General features: G+C 61.7%; 12 protein-coding genes and 1 pseudogene. 2 read left to right on the top strand and 11 right to left on the bottom strand.

The window, feature by feature from the left end; all coding sequences use genetic code 11:
- Nucleotide 1 precedes the first annotated feature (1 nt).
- From ACVIHF_RS00200 to ACVIHF_RS00230, 7 genes are all read right to left on the bottom strand, one after another.
- Nucleotides 2–3,742, bottom strand: coding sequence for a hypothetical protein (locus ACVIHF_RS00200; protein ID WP_253610398.1), 3,741 nt, complete (start codon nucleotides 3,740–3,742; stop codon nucleotides 2–4).
- 6 nt (nucleotides 3,743–3,748) lie between these two features.
- Complete coding sequence (locus ACVIHF_RS00205) at nucleotides 3,749–4,612, bottom strand: hypothetical protein (RefSeq protein ID WP_253610399.1); 864 nt, start codon at nucleotides 4,610–4,612, stop codon at nucleotides 3,749–3,751.
- The gene (locus ACVIHF_RS00210) at nucleotides 4,612–6,090 is read right to left on the bottom strand and encodes a hypothetical protein (protein ID WP_253610400.1); all 1,479 of its coding nucleotides are present in this window, start codon (nucleotides 6,088–6,090) and stop codon (nucleotides 4,612–4,614) included. Before ACVIHF_RS00210 ends, ACVIHF_RS00205 begins: the two co-directional genes overlap by 1 nt.
- A 35-nt stretch (nucleotides 6,091–6,125) precedes the next feature.
- Nucleotides 6,126–10,484: a DUF6603 domain-containing protein gene (locus ACVIHF_RS00215; RefSeq protein ID WP_456791426.1), complete on the bottom strand. Its 4,359-nt coding sequence runs from the start codon at nucleotides 10,482–10,484 to the stop codon at nucleotides 6,126–6,128.
- Nucleotides 10,481–11,932: a hypothetical protein gene (locus ACVIHF_RS00220; protein WP_253610402.1), complete on the bottom strand. Its 1,452-nt coding sequence runs from the start codon at nucleotides 11,930–11,932 to the stop codon at nucleotides 10,481–10,483. Before ACVIHF_RS00220 ends, ACVIHF_RS00215 begins: the two co-directional genes overlap by 4 nt.
- A gap of 100 nt (nucleotides 11,933–12,032) precedes the next feature.
- Nucleotides 12,033–13,067, bottom strand: coding sequence for a hypothetical protein (locus tag ACVIHF_RS00225; RefSeq protein WP_253610403.1), 1,035 nt, complete (start codon nucleotides 13,065–13,067; stop codon nucleotides 12,033–12,035).
- Between the two features lie 165 nt (nucleotides 13,068–13,232).
- Nucleotides 13,233–14,573 (bottom strand): IS5 family transposase, encoded by a 1,341-nt coding sequence (locus tag ACVIHF_RS00230; RefSeq protein WP_253610404.1) that lies wholly within the window; start codon nucleotides 14,571–14,573, stop codon nucleotides 13,233–13,235.
- Between ACVIHF_RS00230 and ACVIHF_RS00235 the strand changes: the two genes are divergently transcribed.
- Nucleotides 14,566–14,691 carry a transposase domain-containing protein gene (locus ACVIHF_RS00235; protein WP_375167183.1) on the top strand — a complete coding sequence of 42 codons (126 nt, stop codon included), beginning with the start codon at nucleotides 14,566–14,568 and terminating at the stop codon, nucleotides 14,689–14,691. The genes ACVIHF_RS00230 and ACVIHF_RS00235 overlap by 8 nt on opposite strands.
- A 172-nt stretch (nucleotides 14,692–14,863) precedes the next feature.
- Here the strand turns inward: ACVIHF_RS00235 and ACVIHF_RS00240 are convergent, their stop codons facing one another.
- Nucleotides 14,864–16,231 carry an AraC family transcriptional regulator gene (locus ACVIHF_RS00240; RefSeq protein WP_253610405.1) on the bottom strand — a complete coding sequence of 456 codons (1,368 nt, stop codon included), beginning with the start codon at nucleotides 16,229–16,231 and terminating at the stop codon, nucleotides 14,864–14,866.
- Between ACVIHF_RS00240 and ACVIHF_RS00245 the strand changes: the two genes are divergently transcribed.
- The gene (locus ACVIHF_RS00245; protein WP_375167286.1) at nucleotides 16,173–16,484 is read left to right on the top strand and encodes a helix-turn-helix domain-containing protein; all 312 of its coding nucleotides are present in this window, start codon (nucleotides 16,173–16,175) and stop codon (nucleotides 16,482–16,484) included. The genes ACVIHF_RS00240 and ACVIHF_RS00245 overlap by 59 nt on opposite strands.
- On the opposite strand, the pseudogene tnpC reads toward ACVIHF_RS00245, so the two are convergent.
- The 3 genes and pseudogenes from tnpC to ltrA all read right to left on the bottom strand — a co-directional run.
- Nucleotides 16,414–17,295, bottom strand: a pseudogene (gene tnpC, locus ACVIHF_RS00250) (IS66 family transposase); the annotation flags it as partial. The gene ACVIHF_RS00245 and the pseudogene tnpC overlap by 71 nt on opposite strands.
- Before the next feature lie 13 nt (nucleotides 17,296–17,308).
- Entirely contained in the window at nucleotides 17,309–17,755 is a 447-nt protein-coding gene (locus ACVIHF_RS00255) for a group II intron maturase-specific domain-containing protein (protein WP_253610406.1), read from the bottom strand.
- A gap of 196 nt (nucleotides 17,756–17,951) precedes the next feature.
- A complete protein-coding gene (gene ltrA, locus ACVIHF_RS00260; RefSeq protein WP_456791427.1) occupies nucleotides 17,952–19,202 on the bottom strand; it encodes a group II intron reverse transcriptase/maturase in 1,251 nt (416 codons plus the stop codon).
- Nucleotides 19,203–19,411 lie beyond the last annotated feature (209 nt).

Below are 19,411 nucleotides of genomic sequence, written 5' to 3' on the forward strand. Positions count from 1 at the left end.
CTCACCGGTTGGTGGACTTCTTGGCCTGGCTCAAGCTCAGCCATCCCTCGACCGCACGTCGCGGAAGCGTCGAGATCGCAACGCTCGCGGATTGGACAGGCTCGATCGTCCAGCCCGCGCCGCTCGGCTGCGTCACCCAATTCCAGACAAAGCCGCTTTCGGCAGGCACCGGTATTTCGGGCGGCCCGCCGGAGACGAACGGCGTGGTCAGGAACGTCACGGCCATGTTCGCAAGATCATCGGCGATCACGGCGGGAGGAATCGTCAGCTCCTTCATCGGAAGCAGCCCGGTCGTGGCGTGGACGGAAGCATGCGGGTCGACCAGCAGGGTCAGCAACACCGGCGGCACGCTGCGGTCGGCCGTTACAACGACCTGTCCGAACGATGGCTTCTTGACGCCGTGGCTGTCGCTGCTCCGCGCCGCCGGCGAGTAGAAGGTTTGATAGGTCGAGGGTTCGCCGTCCTCGATGAAGTAACCGACCATGCCGTCGTCGATATCGGAGAGCTCGCCGATTCGGACCGGCACCTGCAGTTGCGGCAGCTGGCCGTCCTGGCGCTCCAGCACGTTGTCGCTGGCGATCGCGGCGCCGAACGCCGACATGCTCTGGTCCATCGCCGGCAACCCCAGCAGGTCGAGCTTCACCGCGGCGCGAACCAGCGCAATCGGCCGCCCGATCAGGACCGACAATCCACCATCCTGCTTGTAGGTCCGCGGCGAGATGAAGCCCGCCGCATTGTCGATGGCGGCCAGGATTTCGCCGAGGTAGTCGACCGGCGTCGGACTGCCCGCCAATCCCAGCGCGAAATCGCGCAGATGCGGATTGGCGGAGGCGAACGCCTTCTCGATCGGCTGGCCATAGTTCGCGGTGTTGCCCGGCGCGCCCTGCCAGAACGGACCGAGCAGGTTGAACGATCCGATCGCCGTCCCGGCGGTATCGTAGATCGCGAGCGCATGGTCGAGATGGTTGTAGAGCACCCAGCCGATGACCGGAGTGGTGGCGGGATCGCTGTTGGTCTCGACCCGATCGTTGTCGGCCGCCAGCCAGTTGAAGCGCAGCGCTGCGGCCTGCGAGAGCCGTACCGGCAGATTGATCAGCCCGGAGCTGTCACCCGGAGCGATCAGGCTCTCGGCGCGGATCACTTTCGGCCGCTCGATATCCAGCACCTGACCGAAGGCATCGACGACGCGCAGCCGGTCGATCGCAAACGCGCCGTTGCGCAGCGGACAGAAGCTGTTGTTGCCGCGCGGCGAGTCGACGTTCTGCACGCCCACCGCATCCTTCACGTCCCTGTTGGTGAAGTTGGAGAAGAACAGTCCCTGCAGGATCGCGAGCGGATCGGACACCTCCATCTGCAGCACGCGATCGAGCATCAGGAACGCCTGATTGAAGCCGCTCAACGCCTGCGCCTGGGCCGACAGGTCGAGGTTGTCGAGAACGGTCTTCAGCTCACCGTCAACATCGTCGTCAGGGAAGTTCGCAAGGTAGGTCTTGATCTGTTGCGCGAGGTCGATCTCGCTATTGTGCGAGAGAACGATGGTGCCCTGATAGGTCCGCACGTACTTCGGATCGACCGGAATCGTGCCCTTGAATTGCAGGTCGATATCGGCCTCGTCGAGCTGATAGTTCTTGAGAATGAAACCGGAATCGTAGGGCGGCAGTCCGTTGGCATAGAAGCTGCTCTGCCATTGCAGGATGATCGGGACCCATGGCAGGCTCCACGGCTTGACCGATCCAGCCGCCCCCGGCGTACCCACAAATGTGATCGACGGCTGCTTGCCGCCGGCTTCGCCTTGCTGGGCACTCGTGATCGCGCTGACCAGGCCGGCATAATCCGCCGCCGGGTTGCCGCTGCCGCCGAGCGCGGCAACCGCTGCCGCCAGCACCGGCGCCTGCCAGACGTCGACGAAAAAGCCCTCGCCGACCAACGCGGCTACGACGTCGCCGAGGCCGTCCGGATCGGCCTGACCAAGCGTCGGCAGGTTCGCCGCGTGGATCGTGAACGCACTACTGCCGGCGATCATCGCGCTGACGAGATCGGCGCCGGTTCGACAGACCAGGTTGCCGCTCGGGTCTCGCGCCGCCGGCATCCGGTTGCGATAGGCCGATTGAACGTCGGAGCCCGAAAACAGCACCACCGGATTGCTCGGGCTCCAGTAGCGGGGGCCGTTGGTCATATCGAGCATATAGTCGGGGCCGATCAGCTGCTTCAGCGCATCGCCCTGGGTCTTGACGTCGTTCCTGATCGTGGTGATGGAGCCGAGCATGACGTTCAGCTCGGCGATCTCGGATTCGATGAACGTGCGCGCATCGTTCGGCGAGATCGGACTCGGCGGGGCCTGGGCCGGCGGATATTCGATGGACATGTAGCGGTACCAGTCCGCGAAGATGCGCGCGCGCAGGCTTTCGACTTCCTGGGTCGTTCGATCGAGCAGGCTTTGCGTCTCATTGAGTGCGTTCAGCGCATCGCCTGCCCCCGCCGGTAAACTCCTCTTCAGGTTTCGCGCGGCAGCCAACATCCTGTCGGACGCGCCGACCTCGCCGTCCTTCGCCTTCACCGGCACGATCACCCAGATCTGGCCGACATTGGTGCTGGTGAAGTCGGCCTGGTGCAGCACCTCGTCCATGTCGGCCAATCCGCCCGGCAGCGTGAGGCGGCTGAGGATCCCGGTCTGCAGCGCATTCAACACGAACTCGATCTTGGGCAGCGACTTCAGGTCGGGCTGCGCGGCGAGCAGCGCGGACACCGCCTCCGCGGAGGTGTTGCCGACGGCGATCTCGAGATCCGACGACGCAGCATGCGGGTCGATGAAATGCCGGTCGGGATCCCACGGGATTGCGGTCGTCAGCGCGCTGTAGATGGTCCGGGTCGGCATCGATGCGCCGGCGGCGAGCGCAAAGCTCCAATCGAGCTGCGCCGCGATCGCCGCAAGCTTCTGCTTGTTATCGGCCTGCGACGGATAAGTCACCCGCGACAGCGGGTCGTCGACGATGTCGGCATGCCATCCGATCAGAAGATAGGACATCCGCGTCGTGGCCGGCGGGAACCGCGTCTGGTCGATATCGCCGAGCGGATCCCACATGCCGAAGACGTTGGTGCAATATTGCGAGCTGGCCGCGTAATGCGCCTCGCCGAAGCCGAGCGCCGTCAGTTGCCCGCGTTCGGCGGTGGTGTCCTCGGCCCAGCCCACATAGGGAAATATCCTGCCAATCGTCTTGAACGACTTGTTGCTGGCGGCGATCGGATTCGGCTTGATCGGAATATCGAGGCTGACCGCGTTCTGGACCGGCAACAGGACCGTGTCGTTGCGCTTGTCCCAGAGCCGGTCACTCTCGACGACCCAGCCGGTCAGTTCGGTCACCGGGGCCGTGGCGACCGCGGTATTGGAAGCGATTCTCACCACCAGCCAGCGGTTGGGTGCAGGTGGGAACGTGATCTTGCCGGTGGCATCCTGGGTGCCGTGCGCGAGGCTTTGCGGAAGCGCCCAATGCAGATGGATGCCGACATCGAGCGGTTGCGAGGACGGCTGGAACGCCGTGGTGAGGACCTGATCGCTGGTATAGGGCCCGGGGTTGTTGGCGATGCCCTGATCGGCATAGGGCAGCAGCGAGAAGTCGGGCGCCAGGCGCGCAAAATCCTTGGTCCCGTAGGGATGGGTCGAGGACCCGTTGACGTCCGTCTTGCCGACGCAAAGCGCGGAGAGATCGATTGGGACGACCAGGGCCGAAGGGAGCGTTGCCATGCCGGATTACTTTGCTGCCGCAGGTTTGCTGCGAAACGTGACCTCTTGCGTGCCTTCGACCATCTCGAGCGCAAACTCCGCCGCGGTGAAAGGCAACGCGTCACCATTGGGCGCGTTGTTCGCCTTGTTTTTGTCGAGGAGATCCTTGACGTTGCCGGCCAGCTTGTTGATACGCAGCGCGCGCCGGTTGCCGGCGCGGTAGTCGACAGCGGCGGACACGCCCTCGAGCTGGTCGCCGGGTCTGGTCCCCGGCGGCGCGGTGGCCGGCACGGTGACGTAGCGCAACGGCTTGCCGCCATCGACGTCGATTCCGGAATGAAGCCCGACCGCCGGCTCGCGGATCACGACATGGTCGATCGTTCCGACCACTATGTAGAGCAGGATCGACGGCGACAGCAGGTCCATGCGTATCACGTCGGTAAGCTCGGTGCCCGCCTGGTCAAACGGAACGATCTCCAGCTTGGGCCAGCCGGGAACGACCTGGGAGCGCAGCAGGAAGCCGGTGACCGCAACCGGTTTGTCGTCGGCCGAGACGCCGCGCCGCGCCGAGGCGTGCAATTTCTGTCGCGTGACGGCGTGCTGTGCGGCCTCGGCATCGCTGGCATGGCCGATGCTGCACGCTCCCTCCACCAGCGCGTGAAGCCAGTTGAAGTCGATCTGGAAGAAGCGGATCGACTCGTTCGGCAAGAAGCGCTCATTGGCAACCAAATAGCGATACGGCAGGCCGTGCAGTTGCTCCAGCCGCTTCAGCCAATCGCTCAACTGCACGGTCGGATCGATGTCCGCCGTGGCGGCCGCGATCGCCTCGCGGTTGGCGAACGTCGCTGCAAGGCTTTCGAGATGCGCCTGCCTGTCGAGCAACCGGGCCATCACTGCACCTCACCTGGCGGATTGCGGCGCGCCTGTCCGCGCATCAGATGCGGTTTCAGCCGCGTGCGAATGAAGCTGCTGGTCAAATGATGCATCAAATTGGCCTCGGCGGAATGCCGCCCCGCCGTGACGCCCAGCGTTGCACCGAACTCGCGCTCGAGCACCTGGCGTTCGAATGCCGTCACCACCGCAAGGGTGTTGCTGCGCTTCCATTCATAAAGCGCCTGCGAGAAGCCCTGGTCCTGCAGCGCCAGCAACCGCCCGATCTGCCAGGCGGCAGCATAGGAGATGTCCATCATGCCGTTGTCGGGATCATAGCGAACGGCCTCGTCCGCGGTCGCGATCGGTTCCGAATGCGTCCCATCGCCAGGCACCGGCACGATGCTGTCCGGCGGCACCGCGAACGGCACCAACGGGCCGCGATACCACGACACTGTCTTGCTGCCCTGTCGCGTCTGATGATTGAGCGGCGTGTATCCCATGTGCAGCGCGTTGGCGACAAAGCTGTCGGCCGGGCCCGTTCCAGTGCTGCCATCGGCGATCGCAAACACCCGAAGGTTATCGTCCGCATCCAGCGCCTTGAGCAATTCCGAGAAGGTCTGCTTCGGATCGACCGACTGATAGCTCCAGTTGGCGAGCGTGACGAGCCGCACCGCGTCGGCGGCACCGCCGTTGGGCGACTTGATCGCTGCCGGCGTGTAGTCGTCGCCGGCGGGGAGAAGGCTCGCCATCCCCTCCAGCGATACGAGATGAACGGTGCAGCGCGCATTGGAATTCGGCAAGCGGTTGCCGACGATGACCGAGGTCTTGACCTCGGTGCCCGGATCCGTGGTTAGTCCCATGCGCGCCGGCTTGTCGGTCGTGAGGATCCGCGCATGCGCCAGCCACGGCATGTCGACCTGCCCCGGCACGACCTGATTGAACAGCGCGACCGGCACATCGATGACGTTGCACGGCTGATAGGGAAACTCGCCATAGTCGAAGGTCAACCCGGGATAGGATACGGTCCCAGTGGGCAGCGCGCTTGGTTGATCGGGACCGCCTTTGGCGTGCGGGAATGGATTGGGGGTCAAGTCGCCGGCAAACACCGACTTGGGCTCCGGCACGGGATCGTCCTCGTCAAACAGCAGCAGCGCCAGCCAGGAGCTGTCGGCGGCGTCGCCGACCGAGCGCTCCCAGGGCAGCGTCACCCTGCTGAACACGATGTGAGGCAGCACGTTGGCATATTCGCCGGTGCTCGACGACGGCGGAAACACGCTGCTGATTTCGGCTGCGTCGACCGCGAAGCGTTCGCCGCGCACCTGAAAGCGCCGCGTGTTGGTATAGGCCTCGTCGAACACCGCATCTTTCGGCGGATTTGGATCGCTGTTCTTGACCGTCTGCACGATGGTGACGGAATATTCGCCGTCTTCCAGCGGCGGGCGGTGGCTGGCAACGAAGGTGATCTTGCCGGTTTCCTGGGTTGGATCATCGCTCATGACCAACCTCCTGCGGCGACGCCGGTGCGGCGATATCAAGCAGCACGTTGTTCTCCCAGATAGCGGAGCCCCGGCGCCTTGAGCAGGGTCGCGGGCGCCTGCTCGGCCAGCAGCCGAATGTCGACATCGGCATCGACGCCGAGGTCGAGGCCCGTTCCATTGAGCGCGCCGATGACCGCTTCGCGGTTGGCCTTGGCCGACACTAGGGTGTCCGAGAAGGTCTTCATCGCGGTGGATTGGTCGAATGAATCCATCGACGGAACGGTCGGGGTAGTCCAGCTGAACCCGACCGTGCCTTCGGACTCCTGCTGCAGGATCGCGATGTCGATGGGCAACGGCGTGTGGTCCGGTGGCCGTCGCTTCATGGTGATCGAGAACCCGACCAGCACGCCGCCGACATTGGCGGGCGACTTGTTGATGTCACCGATATTCGGGTTCACCGTCAGCTTGCCCGACCAGGTTGCGGCCGGAATGTTGGCAAGAACCGGCACGATGGTCGCAACGTCGGCAAGATTGAAGGCCGAATCGGGTTGTCCCTTCACCAGCCGCTGGATCGTGATGGCGTGCTCGGACGTGAAATGATCGATCGAGACATCCACCGGGCCGACGCCAAAATTGCTCTGACCGGTCGGCAGCGGCGTGGTCTTGGTTCCGGCCGTCGTCAGGGTCGCTGTCTTGGCCGGGAACACGGTGAAGGTCATGAGTTGCAAGGTCTCGGAATTGACCACCCAATCCGGATCGGTCGGGTTGACCTTGGCCGCCGTCATAGCCGTGACGAGCCCCGCCGCAACGCTCGAATGACAATAGCTGTCGGTGACGATAGGCGCGCCAGCGGCAAGCGCAAGATGAGCGCCGCCCTGCGGCGCCGGCAGGAACGAGGTCTTGAACTCGCTCCATGGAATCGGCCTCGCCTTGGGCTTGTCGCGATTGCCTATCCCGACGGTGAACGAAATCACCGATAGATCGACATAGATGGTGCCGCCGAACTTCGGTCCCCACAGCGACAGATCGACGCCGATGCTGACCGAGATGGTGACGCTGGTGAACAGCAGGTCCAGCTTGTAGGAGACGCCGATGCTGAGCCCGATCTCGATCTCGTAGTGGAACGGTTTCCAGCAGAGCAGGAAATCGGCATGGGCGATGAACCACGCCTTGAGATCGCCGCTCTCCCACACCGCCTCAAGACGTCCGCCGGCCATCATCGCCGAAGGCGTGATCGCGAAATAGATGCCGCCCTTGATGCTGGTGTTGCTGTCGACCTGCCAGTTGAAGCCGAGCAGCGGTTCGACCGGGAAATAGGCCGGTCGCGCGTAAGCGGGATTGTAGCCGCCGAGCGTGACCACGAAATCGCCGGCGTGATAGGACGCGGGATCGTTTGCCGGATTGTCCTTGAACCAGGAGTAGTAGGCGAAGCCACCGGTCAGGTGGCAGTCCTTGGTCAAGATGTACGACGCCGGCGTCACCTTTGCCGCGATCTCGAGGATGCCGTTGTCAGGCGAGAACACCGCCTCCAGCGCCATCTCGACATAGCCGATCGGCGGCACCCCGGCTGCGGTGTCGGGTGGCAGGCTGGCGGTGGTCAGTCCCAGCAGTGCGACCTTGAAATCGGTCCCGAACGAGACAGTCAGCAGCGCGAAGGAATGCAGGATACTGAACGAGGAGAACTTGATGCCCGCCGCGATCCAGTACTCGCCTACGCGCGGCGGAATGGTGTCGCCCAACGACTTGATCACGGTCTCGATCTGGCTTCCGATATTGCCTGAGGGATCCGCAGGCGGCACGTCCTTGCCCATCGCCCAACTGACCAGCGGGAAACCCGCGACGCCGTCGATGCCCGGGGTCAGGAGGTCGCGATTGAAGCCGAGGCCGCCGGCCAGGCCGTCGACATAGAAGAAGGGATAGCCGAACAGCGGCCGATTGACCGACGCATAGAGGAAGAACGACGGATCGGGTCCGAGCTGGGCATAGCCGCCGAGCGCGCCGATCGACATCGACGGCACGGTGACCGACAAGGCCCCATAGAAGTTCAGCGGATGGATCGATCCGAGCAGGCCGCCGCGGACCTGCACCGGTCCATCATCCACGGTGATGGTCAAGCCGGACAGCGTTACCTCGGGTGAGAAGCTGGTGATCTTCGACCCGACGCCGAGGCCGATGAGACCGATCGACAGCAATTGCGCGGTCAGCCCGATATCGCCGGTGACGTAGAGCACCTGATTGTCGTACATCAGGCCTAGCTTCTCGATCGCGACCGGACCGAACTGCTTCTGGATGTTGATCGACAGCGACGCCGGCGCCGATGCGGTGGACGGCGCGGCGGCTGGCACGACGCCTTCACCGCCCGGACGCGCATCGACCAGCAGCGCCGACGCCTGGTCTTTGCCGATCGCGATCGGAAGCGAGATCGTCTTGTGGCTGGAGCCGAGTTGCAGATCGGCGGAGACGAGGACACCCTTGTCGAGTCCCGCGGCGGGCAGCCCTCCTACGCCCTGCGGAAACAGTGCATTGATCGAGGCGGCCTGGTCCTTGAGCAAGGCGGAGTCCGAATAGACGAACTGCAACTGGCTGAACTTCACCGTCGCATCTTCGGGAAGCTTGTCGCCAATCAGCGGGATCGTGGTCAGGCTGATCTCGGATCCAAGCTCGGCGCCGAACAGGAAATGGTTGGCCCCGCCGCTGTCCTTGAAATAGGCGAACTTGACGACGTGCAGGCTGATCGCGACGTCGTCGGGAACGAGCTTAGCCAGATCGCCGGACACGTCGGCGACCAGATCATGCAGCTTGACCTGGTGCGCGGTGCCGCTGTCGACATAGTCGGCAATGAAGATCTTCTCGCCGGTGTCCTTGGTGTTGAAGCGAATGTCGAATTCGAGATCGGCGAAAGTCACCGAGCCGCCGAAGGTGGCGCTGTAGCCCTTGCTGCCGACTTTCGCCCCTGCCGGGATCGCCCCACCGCTCGCCGTGTGGACGAGGTCGACGGTGAAGGTCACCTGCACCGCGGTATCGTGGACGGTGAAGCCGCCGACACACTTGAAATGCAGATCGCCGCTCGCGGTGTTGTAACTGATGGTCAGCGTCTTGAGGAGAAGCGAGCTGATCGGCTCGGGGACATCGCTGATGCCAAACCGGTCGGCCCAGTAGCTGATGAGCGTACCGATCGGGATGTTCTCGGCGTCGCCGACCAGCGTGAGCCCGCCGCCCCCGCCATCATATTTGGCCGAGAGAAACACGCTTGCGTCCGCGGCAAGCACCATGGTGCCGAGAAAGGAGGCGTCGACCACCGTCGAGGGCTTGGTCGCAACATGGACCTTGGCGGTCAGATTCTCAAGCTTGAGCTGCACTCCGGCATCGACCCGCGCGACCAGCTCGAAGTCATAGCTCCCGGCACTGATGCTGGCGAGCACCGAGAGCCGATCGATCTCAATCTCGGGAAACTTATCGGGCAGGATTACCTTGAAGTGCTTGAACAGATCGGTGATGCCGACTGTCTTACCATCCTGCAGCCGCCCCCAGACCACGAAATCATCCGGCGCAAAGTGCGCGCCGATGTCGACCGGTACGGTCGCGATTTCGAATTGTGCCTCCAGTTCGACATAGCTTTGGCCGGTCTTCCGGAAATCCACCATGAACCGCAGCGCGACACCGTCTGCGGGAACGTCCATGATGCCCAGCACCGACCACGCGTCGGTGTAGGTGATGGTCAGGAACACGTAGGACAGGTGGCCGGCGGTTGGATTGAAGGCGACCTCGATCTCACTTAAGCCGAATTTGGCCAAGGTATCCAGCGGCGATGGCAAATAGTTCGAAAGCGACAGGCCGCCGCCGAGGGCCGCGAAGGCATCGGCAGACAAGGGCTGCTTTGCAAACTGCCCTGTGATCACCCAGTCCAAGCCAGGATATGCCGGAAGCGCAACCGTCACTGGCATAGTCAGCGAGTGCGCTGCACCGACGACGAGGTTGCAGCTTATGCTCGCGTCATAGTTTTCGATCGCCGGATTGGGCGCGAAGTTGAGGTTGATGCCGGTGAGCTGGAAGTTGCTGAGGAGGTCCCATTCGGTGCCCTGTTGGGGGGACCCGATGACGCTCATCAGGAAGGGCCCTGTCAAGGTCTTGTCGGTTTCCGGCACGAAAGTCAGCGTCGTCGCCATATCGGCGAGGCCGAACAGCGTTGTCGTTCCCTCAACGGTGACGACCGGTGGCTGCGCGGAAACCGTCGCTTTGGTGACCGAGAGAGTGAAGACCAGCGTGAGGTCCTCAAGTATCTGTAGCATCGCTGGCGCGACATCATTCGGCCCGACCGTCAGCGTATCGCCTGGCTTCAGACCTGAAGCCAGTTTCGCAAGAGCATCATAGGTGGCGATCTGCGGCATGGCGCTGTCGGCTTTCCAGATCACACCAAACGCTTCGGAAAGGCATGGAAGGGACAGTTAGCCACCCCGCAGGCGGGCGGGATGACGTTATTGCACATCATGATGTTGCCGCGCCCGGCGACGTTGGTGTTGGGGCCGGTTTCTGCAGTGCTGGCAACGAAGGCCGGCGCTGTCCCCCAGCCGACGCCGATATACGCCGCGACAGCCGGTGCATCCGGGTGGCCATAACAATGAACGCCAAGCGGAGGACCGCCATTGATGCCGTAGGAATAGGAGAGACGGCCCTGGTTAGCGACGTTCGGCGCTGGAATGGGGGACGGCCCAACGGCTGGAATGAGATCGGTATCGGACCCGTGATGCGATGCAACCAGCCAACGTAGTCCGGCTATTCCGCCAACGCCCGGAATCGCCTGAAACGCGGCGTCGCCGGGCAACAGGGAGTTGGTCTGCAACAGGTCGTTGATCGTCACGACCACGGCGAGTCCCGTATTGTTGAGGTTGCCCGGCGCCATGCCCATCGCCGGCGCACACTGGATGATGTTCACGTACCCGCCAACCAGGCCCGCCAAGGCAACCGGAAAGACGTGGATCTGCCCGTTGACGGAGGCGTTTACATTGTTAATCACCAACCAGGCCACCGGTCCCACCACCTGATTGGGCACCAACCAGTTGCGGTTCACCAGAGCGGCCCAGTTCGCCGACATTGCCGCCATCGAATAATGATCAAAGTGGAAATGAGTCACGATCACGATCGGATTGTTTTGAAGGCATGGCCCCGGGTTGAGTATTTCGACGTTTCCGAGCCCGTTGACCGGCGGCATGCTCGCAAAATTGAAAAACATGGGCAGGCCAACATCGACGTAGAACTGCGGGGAGCCGAAAGCGTCGTAAACGAGGTTGCATGACGCCTGGCCAACATCCATCACGCCAACTTCGCGCGCTATCCGCGCCCTCAGCATCTTCACGATCGCTCTGATAGAGAACCTGCTGACAGGCCGAAAACGCTTGTTCAGCTTTAGCATCTGGCGCCGCGGCACCTTGTAGCCCTTCGCCGTCGTTCGCCGCACGCTTGGCACCGCAACCGGCCGCGCCCGCTGCGCCGACAAGCCGCCCTTTCCCAGCGTAATGACGTACCACTCGCCGGAAACGATCTCATCAACCGGGGTACCCAGCGCCTTGGCGAGGTCGTCGGGCGCTGCGTCGTCGAACACAAGAAGCGACGCAGGACCACTCGGCGGCGGACTCCTGGTCACCCCGTCCTGCGAAAGGACCGCGGACTCCATCCACTCGAACGGCACCATCTCGAACTGCACCGACCACAGCTTCGCGCCGCTCTTCGGATTGACGGCGTTCTCGACATCGAAGAGAAAGGCGTAATACCGATCGGTCGGAGAATCCTCCCTATCGTAGGCCCCTCCTTTCTGAGCGACGACGTCAAACGCCTGCTTCACATTTGACGGAACGGGGGCCATTGCCGACCTTTCGCATCGCCGACGACGAACGTTGAGACCAGTCCAGAGACCAGGTCGCGATCAGTGCCGCGCGCGGGTCGGCGCGCGGCCCTGCGATCAATCAAGGACGCTTGGTCATGTCGCTGCCCACCGGCAACACGAGGCCGACCGGCATATCCGTCACTGCGAGCGTTTTCGGATTTAGCGCGACGTGGTTCGGGAAAACCTCCGCTGCCGGTCGCGCGAAGGCGGAGAAGGCATGCCCGCCTGGCGTGGTTTCCACGATCGACGCACTCATGGAGACGCTGAAGTTATCTCCCGGCGGAAGGCCATTATCCTTATAGGAATAGGTGACTGACGAGGTCCATCCAGCGGGGATGTCGTACTGCAACATCACGCCGAACTGATCGGACTTGGTCACCGTGGTCAGCGGCAGATTGATGTAAGTGCCATCGGGCAAGGGAGTGCCACAGGAGAACGATACCTGGGAATTGACCGGGCAACCGAGGCACGTGATCACGAATTGGACCTTGGCCGGCTTCGACGAGGCCGGATAGGTCGTGTAGTTGGTGAAAGTCGGCGAGCCCGCGCTGGTGAACTGCACGTTGTGCCAGCCGGTGCCGCCGTTCTTGCCGATCCAGGCAGCCAGATCGTCGAGCGAATGCACCGCATTGGGCGGCCTCTGGCTCGCAAACGGAAAACCTGCCGTCGAGATGAAGCCGATCAGGCAGGTGTGCTCCGAAGTATTCGGGGCAAGCCAGATCAGCGGATCAGTGGTCACTCCGATCGCATTGGGCTCGATCGAACTGATTGCACTGAACTCGGCCCCCTTGGCCGTCTTCATGCCGTTGTTGAGCCACTGCTGCGGATAGAGGAATAGCGATTGTGGGGCAAAGAAAATGCGCCCTTCCGCCGGGACGGTCTTGGTGCCCAGGTTCTTTCCACGAAGGTAGAAGTAGTTGGTGGCATTGATGACGACCGGCTGCGTCAAATCCTTGCCCATACTGCCCGCCGACGAGTAGTAGGCAGCCGGGTTCTGGATCGGCTGCGTCCCCGCAGCGATCAGGTCGGGGCTCGCAGTCCAGCCGCCCGTCCGAGGCAGCAAACCCTGATCCTGCAGATTTTGTCGCAATAGCACGCCGTTGTATTGGGTCATGACACAATCCCTTGCTGAGATGAGAACGCGACTGCGTCGTCGAACTTAAGCAATCTCGCTCTAGTAGTATCTTGATGCGATACTACTACTGCGCCAACAACACAATCTAAAATTGACAGACAGATGATCACTAGTCCTCCGTGAAGAAAGCGGGCGACCGCTGATTTAAGCGATGTTTTGGCCCAGGAAAGTTTTTGCAAAGGTCCGGATGGTGGCACGCAAGAGTTCTGCGAGCCATCGCAGGAGCAGGCCGAAGTTGTTGTGCCCGGCCGCGGCGAGGACGGCACTGATGCGGTCGCCGACGCGGCCTTTGAGATAGTTGCGGTCCATGCGGTGCTCGGCCTTGACGTGGCCGATGACGGGCTCGACAGCCGCACGACGCTTCATCTCGCGCCGGATGGAAGCCGTGACGCGGCGAACCTGCCCCGAGATCCAGACCCTGAACCGATGCGGGTGGTTGTGGCCGCGGTACCCTTTGTCGACATGGATGCGGCGAGCCTCCACGCCGGTGAGCTTCTCTATGTCGGCGACCCACGGGCCGAGCGTGTCCCGTCGAAGAGATTGCCGTGCAGTGCCTTGGCATGGAGCACGAACTGTCCGCCCTTCGGGGAGGTCAACGGGGGTGGCGATAATTACCTTGCAGCCGAACTCGTAAGGCGCGCGGGCTTTGCCCTTGCCGATGCACTCGACCTCCGGGGCGTCGTGTAACGCATAGACCTTTGGACCGCGCTGATGCTGATCCTGGCTGCGCACCCGCTGCGCCAGATCGAGCAGCGGGCCGAAGCGAGCTTCCAGCACCGCATCGCCATCAATCTTGCGGCGGATGTCGCGGATGAGCCGGCCAAGCCGAGTCCGCAGGAACTTGAGCTGGCGCCGGGCGCGTTTGAACTGGTGAGCGTGGGTATAGCGGCCGACCATGATGGCGGCACGCTTGGCCAACCGCAGATAGCTCTGGCGCAGCGGCACCCGGTTGCGCTTGGCGAGCCCAACGAGCTTGGTGATTGCCCGATGCATCAGCCCCGCGTCGGTCGGATGCGCAACGGCCTTGGGCTGCACCGTAGTGTCGACCGCCACCCGCTCCAGGTCGGTAGGACCAATGGCGCCAGTCTTGTGCGCCGCCGCCAGACTTTCCTGGATCAGCGCGACGAGTTGCTCCTCGCCGAGCCGCTGCCGCCAGCGCGTCAGCGACGATCGATCGAACGGCAGGCGGTGGCAGAAGCTCAACTCGCCGCAGAAGTATTGGTAGTAGGGGTTCTCGATCCAGCGGGCGCACAGCACCTCATCCGAGAGATTGTGCATGTGCTTCAGGATGAACAGGCCGGCGACAAGTCGCGTCGGCAGGCCAGGTTGCCTTGAATCGGTCTGGCACACCGAACAAAAGCGGTCATCCAGAAACTTCCAGTCGATTAGCCCCGCCAACCGCACCAGCGGGTGGCGCATGTCGATGATTTGATCTAGCGCCGGAAGCGGCAGGTCTTTCTGGCGATCATCCCGCGGTTTGCTCATCGCCGTCCCCAATGCCGATGATCCGCTCGCCTGGCTCGCTCTCACGCTTCAGCGTATTGCCAACGGTTGGCCGAGCGGCGAAATCGACGTGCTTATGCCATGGAAACACGCCGCCTGACGGCCTTAGCTTGGCTCCATCGGGCGGATACGATCGAGGCGATGATGTGCAAAGCAGACCACAACTTCCTGCGATGTCGCCGATGTCTAGTTTCGGACATGAACAGCGGCACTGTCGCGCTGCTTGGGCCGATGCTCGCGTCTGACGAGTAGATCATTCATCCTATTTGTGCTTATTCGAGATTTGCTCTATACGCCGATGGTGATATACCCATTGCGCGCTTGAAACACATGCCGAAGTGCGCCTGATCCGAGAAGCCGCAGGCCAGCGCAATTTGCGTCACTGGCAGGCTACTGTTAGTCAGCAGTTCCCTCCCCCGTTGTACACGCTCCGCTATCAAATACTGATGTGGGGTTTGACGAAATGACGCCTTAAAGCGTTGGATGAAGAGCGTGCGGCTTAGCTTTGCAAAGCCCGCTAGGTCATTCAGTGAAATATCCGCGGAAAGATTTTCGCGAATGTACTCGGAGATCAGGCGAACCTGACTCACGGTCAACCGTTGATGCACTTCCGTACCGCCAACGGCGCCGTGCCTTTGACGAGCATGCTTGCCGAGAACGTCGAGAGCGAGCGCACGTGAAGCGTACTCGATTTTCAATCTTGAGTGTTCCGCCGGCTCAAACAGTGCCTCTTTCAAAGAAAGAAGGAGGCAACTCATGCTGTGGTCATCGCAATTGAGCGTCAATTCGATTTCCATGTCTCCCAGATGGCGATCAAGCACGTCACCAGCGACCTCCGCGAGAACGTCGCATTTCAGAAACGTGTGGAGCTCGTCGGACTCTGTGTGTCGCCTCACTTTGGCCAACGTCTCCGGTGGAACGAGCGAAATGCGGTGCGGCGGCCCGACCAAACGCATTTGCTTTTGGCCTATGACAAAGGACAGGTCCATCGGTGCCAGAGCTAGATGGATCCAGAGATCGGGAATAGCTCTATGTACGATCTCATAGCTGTGTGGTTGGGTGGCCGTTATGCTGACATTGATATCCGACCAGCCAAGGTGTTCGCTTGTTCTGCGAATGCGCATTTCCTTACTGCAGTCGAGCGATGTCTGGCTTAAGCGATATGTTTTTTGCGGAAGATGCACACTTGCCGACTCTAGACTGTTGTCCGCACACTGCGGATTGAAGGGAGGGGATACTGCATTTCGTCGACGCAGCGCTTCCTTTCTGGTCCCATCGTGTATCACCCACGCGCTGTTTGACGGTATGGGGAGGGGCAGGTCTGTAAAGATCGATTGACTTTTTTTAGATTGATGAATGATTGGCGGCAGTATCTTGTTACAGCCCGCCACCAAGAGAATTGGTCCCGGTGCCCTAGTGTTCCGTCCGATGCGAACCGGACGGCCAAAAGCGACACTGACGATATCGAACGACGAACGCACGCATCTGTTGGCCATAACGCGGTCGCGCTCGTTGCCGGCGGCACTGACGTTGCGAGTGAAGATTGTGCTGGCGAGCGAGCGCGAGCCCAGCAACGCCGTCGTGGCGGCGCGGCTTGGCGTCGGTCCCCATACGATCGGCAAATGGCGCAAGCGCTTCATCACCGATCGGATTGAGGGGCTCTACGACGAGATGCGTAGCGGCAGGCCCCGCACCGTTGAGGATGAGGCGGTGGCCTCGCTCGCAAGCCCAAGGCCGCAACACACTGGAGCGTGCGCGCGATCGCCAAAGAGGTACGCATCCGGCCAGCACCCCGGGCAGTCGCGCCGGTCTGCCGCGGCGTTCAGGCAGCAGCCGCTTTGGACTGTTGGGTCGCCTTCCAATTCCACGGGAGCAGGTCGGCGACTTTGTTGACGGGGTGATCAGGAAGCCTGGCCAGCACGTCAGCGAGCCAGGCTTGCGGATCAACGTCGTTCATCTTGCAGGTTTCGATCAGGGTATAGACAGCGGCGGCACGATTGCCGCCAGCATCTGAACCGGCGAAGGTCCAATTTCGTCTTCCAACAGCCACACCGCGTAGCGCTCGTTCGGCAGCGTTGTTCGAGAGGCAGATGCGGCCATCGTCCAGGAAGCGGGTGAACGCCGCCCAGCGGTTGAGCAGGTAGTTGATCGCCTTCGCAGTATCGTTGCCTGATGAGAGCAAGGTTCGCTGCTGGCGCATCCAGATTTCGAGATCGGCGACGATCGGCCTCGACTGATCACGACGTGTCGCAAGCCGCTGTTCCGGCGTTTTGCCGTTGATGGTGCGCTCGATCTCGAACAAGGTATCGATGCGTCGCACGGCCTCGCTGGCAATCGGCGCCTCTCCAGACTTCGCCAGGTCGAAGAACTTTCTGCGGCCGTGGCTCCAACAGGCCGCTTCCAGGATCGGAGCCGGCTTCCTTTGGGCCTTGTAGAGCTGGTTATATCCATCGAAGGCATCGGCCTGCATGAGGCCCACATAGCCGGCAAGATGGCTTTGCGGATGTTCTCCAGCCCGGTTGCGTGAGTAGTAGAACAGGGCCGCCGGCGGATCCGTGCCGCCAAACGGCCGGTCATCGCGAACATAAGTCCAGATCCGGCCGGTAACCGTCTTAAGCTTGGCCAGCACCGGCACCGTCGGGTGAGTAGGCCGGAGGGATTTCACCTCCAGCCTCTCGCAGAACCGGGCGTGAGACTCTCGCCTCACCCGGCTCCCATCAGGCAAGCTTGCCGCCATCGCCGAGTTGCCACTGCACAAAGAGCCTGCGCTTCTCACGCGCGATCTTCTCCAGGAAGAGACGCGCGCGTCCTAAACGGTGATGGAAGCGCTTGTACTTTCGCTTCAGCCAAATAGCTAACGTCTGGTTGATGTAGCGTGCCAAAGGATAAAGCGCTGAGCGCGTGTATTGCCCATAATAAGCGATCCACCCCCTAACCATCGGGTTTAGCTCGCGAGCAATATCGTCCAGCGTCACCTCGGTTCGCCTGCGAAGTTTCAAGCCTCGGACCGTTGCCCGCATGGCGTTCAGCGCTGGTTTGCTGACCGCTGGGGTGAACCCACAGAACATCTTCTGCGAATGCGGCCCCAGGGACCGATCGTGGCCGGAAGCAATAACCGAGAAAGTCAAACATGACCGTCTCGCTTTTACCTCGGCGTCGATCATCCTTGCAGTAGACGATCCTCGTCTTCGTAGGATGCAATTCCAGGCGGCACTTCGCCAGCCGAGCCTGGAGCGCTTCGCGAACGCTTTGCGCGCCTCCATCTCATTCCGACAATGTACCAACCGTCGAGTCGCCCGGGGGAGTTTCACCCCCAGGCGCTCACAGATCCGGACGTGAACGTCTCCGCTCATCCGGCTCTTACCGTCCAGCCGCCGTCTTGTGCAGCATCGGCCAATGGGCCAACAGCGTGGGGGTGCGGCACGCAATGTCCCGTACCCAGTGCTCTGCCCGTCTTCGATGTCGCCGCAGACGTTTGTATTTCGACATCGCCCATCGCGCGAGACATCGGTCGAGATGGCGTAGTGTCGGATAAAGCGCCGACTTGTAGTACCGACCATAGTAGTTCATCCAGCCTCGAATGATCGGGTTGAACATCCTCGCCAGGTCGTCGATCCTCTTATCCACCCGGCAGCGTAGTTGCCAGGCACGGATTTCCTGTCGGATTGCCTTCGTCGCGGCATTGCTGACACCGGGGCTGAAGTTGACGAAGTGCTTTACCCAACGATTCTTCGACCGACGGGCACGGAACGTGTAGCCCAAAAAGTCGAATTTCTGTTCAGGATAATCACCTCGCCGGTCGTCATCCTTACAATAGACTATCTTCGTCTTGTCCGGATGAAGCTCCAGTCCGCATTCGGCAAAGCGCTTCGCAAGCGCCTCCTTCAGTTCTTGTGCCTGCCGCTCACTGTCGCAATGGCAGAGAATATCATCGGCATAACGCTCGAACGGGATGCTCGGATGATTTCTTCGCATCCACATGTCGAACGCATAGTGGAGAAAGAGATTCGCCATCAGCGGTGATACCACCGAGCCCTGCGGCGTGCCCTTCTCTCGGGGTTCAGGGGTGCCGTCTTCCAGTTGAACGGGAGCTTTAAGCCACCGTTCAATGTACAACAACACCCAAGCGCAGTCCGTGTGCTTCCGAATCGCCTTGAGCAAAAGCTCATGCGATATCGAGTCAAAATAGGCCCGAATATCGAGATCGAGCACGAAGGGATGCCGCCAGCATCGCTGGCGAGCAACCCCAACGGCATCGAGCGCCGATTTTCCGGGTCGATATCCGAACGAGTCTGGATGAAAGTGTTTCTCCAAATCCGGCTCCAGATATCCTTTGACGACCGCCTGAGCAACGCGATCCGACACCGTAGGAATTCCTAGCGGCCTCTTCCCGCCGTCGCGCTTGTCGATCTGCACACGCTTGACCGGCGGTGGAAAGTAGCTACCCGAAGACATTCGATTCCAGAGCTTGTACAGATTGCTCTGCAAGTCTGCCTCGAACACCTCGATCGACTGCTCGTCCACACCGGCTGCGCCCCGATTTGCTTTAACCCGTTTGTACGCCTCCCAAACCCAGCGCTTGGGCATGTCATACGGCTTTGCTTGACGCAAAAGAGTCCTCCCGTTTCCGGTTGTTCTTCCAATCAAGCGGGACAGTGCCGTGCCTTCGCTCCGCCACCATTACAGTGCCTTCGTCACTACTACACACGGCTCCGTCCCTGCATCGCGCATTGGTACTCAGACTCTTGTGGGGCTTCCACTTGAACCATTCCCTTGGCATCGCGATACAGGTTCCCACGTTCCGCACAGAAGCCTGAACC

This window comes from Bradyrhizobium sp. USDA 4506, from assembly GCF_054058795.1.

Coding starts and splice junctions, on each gene's coding strand:
- ACVIHF_RS00200 (WP_253610398.1), bottom strand. CDS start 3,742: ATGGCAACGCTCCCTTCGGCCCTGGTCGTCCCAATCGATCTCTCCGCG.
- ACVIHF_RS00205 (WP_253610399.1), bottom strand. CDS start 4,612: ATGGCCCGGTTGCTCGACAGGCAGGCGCATCTCGAAAGCCTTGCAGCG.
- ACVIHF_RS00210 (WP_253610400.1), bottom strand. CDS start 6,090: ATGAGCGATGATCCAACCCAGGAAACCGGCAAGATCACCTTCGTTGCC.
- ACVIHF_RS00220 (WP_253610402.1), bottom strand. CDS start 11,932: ATGGCCCCCGTTCCGTCAAATGTGAAGCAGGCGTTTGACGTCGTCGCT.
- ACVIHF_RS00225 (WP_253610403.1), bottom strand. CDS start 13,067: ATGACCCAATACAACGGCGTGCTATTGCGACAAAATCTGCAGGATCAG.
- ACVIHF_RS00230 (WP_253610404.1), bottom strand. CDS start 14,573: ATGAGCAAACCGCGGGATGATCGCCAGAAAGACCTGCCGCTTCCGGCG.
- ACVIHF_RS00240 (WP_253610405.1), bottom strand. CDS start 16,231: ATGAAGCGCTTGCGCCATTTGCCGATCGTATGGGGACCGACGCCAAGC.
- ACVIHF_RS00255 (WP_253610406.1), bottom strand. CDS start 17,755: ATGATCGACGCCGAGGTAAAAGCGAGACGGTCATGTTTGACTTTCTCG.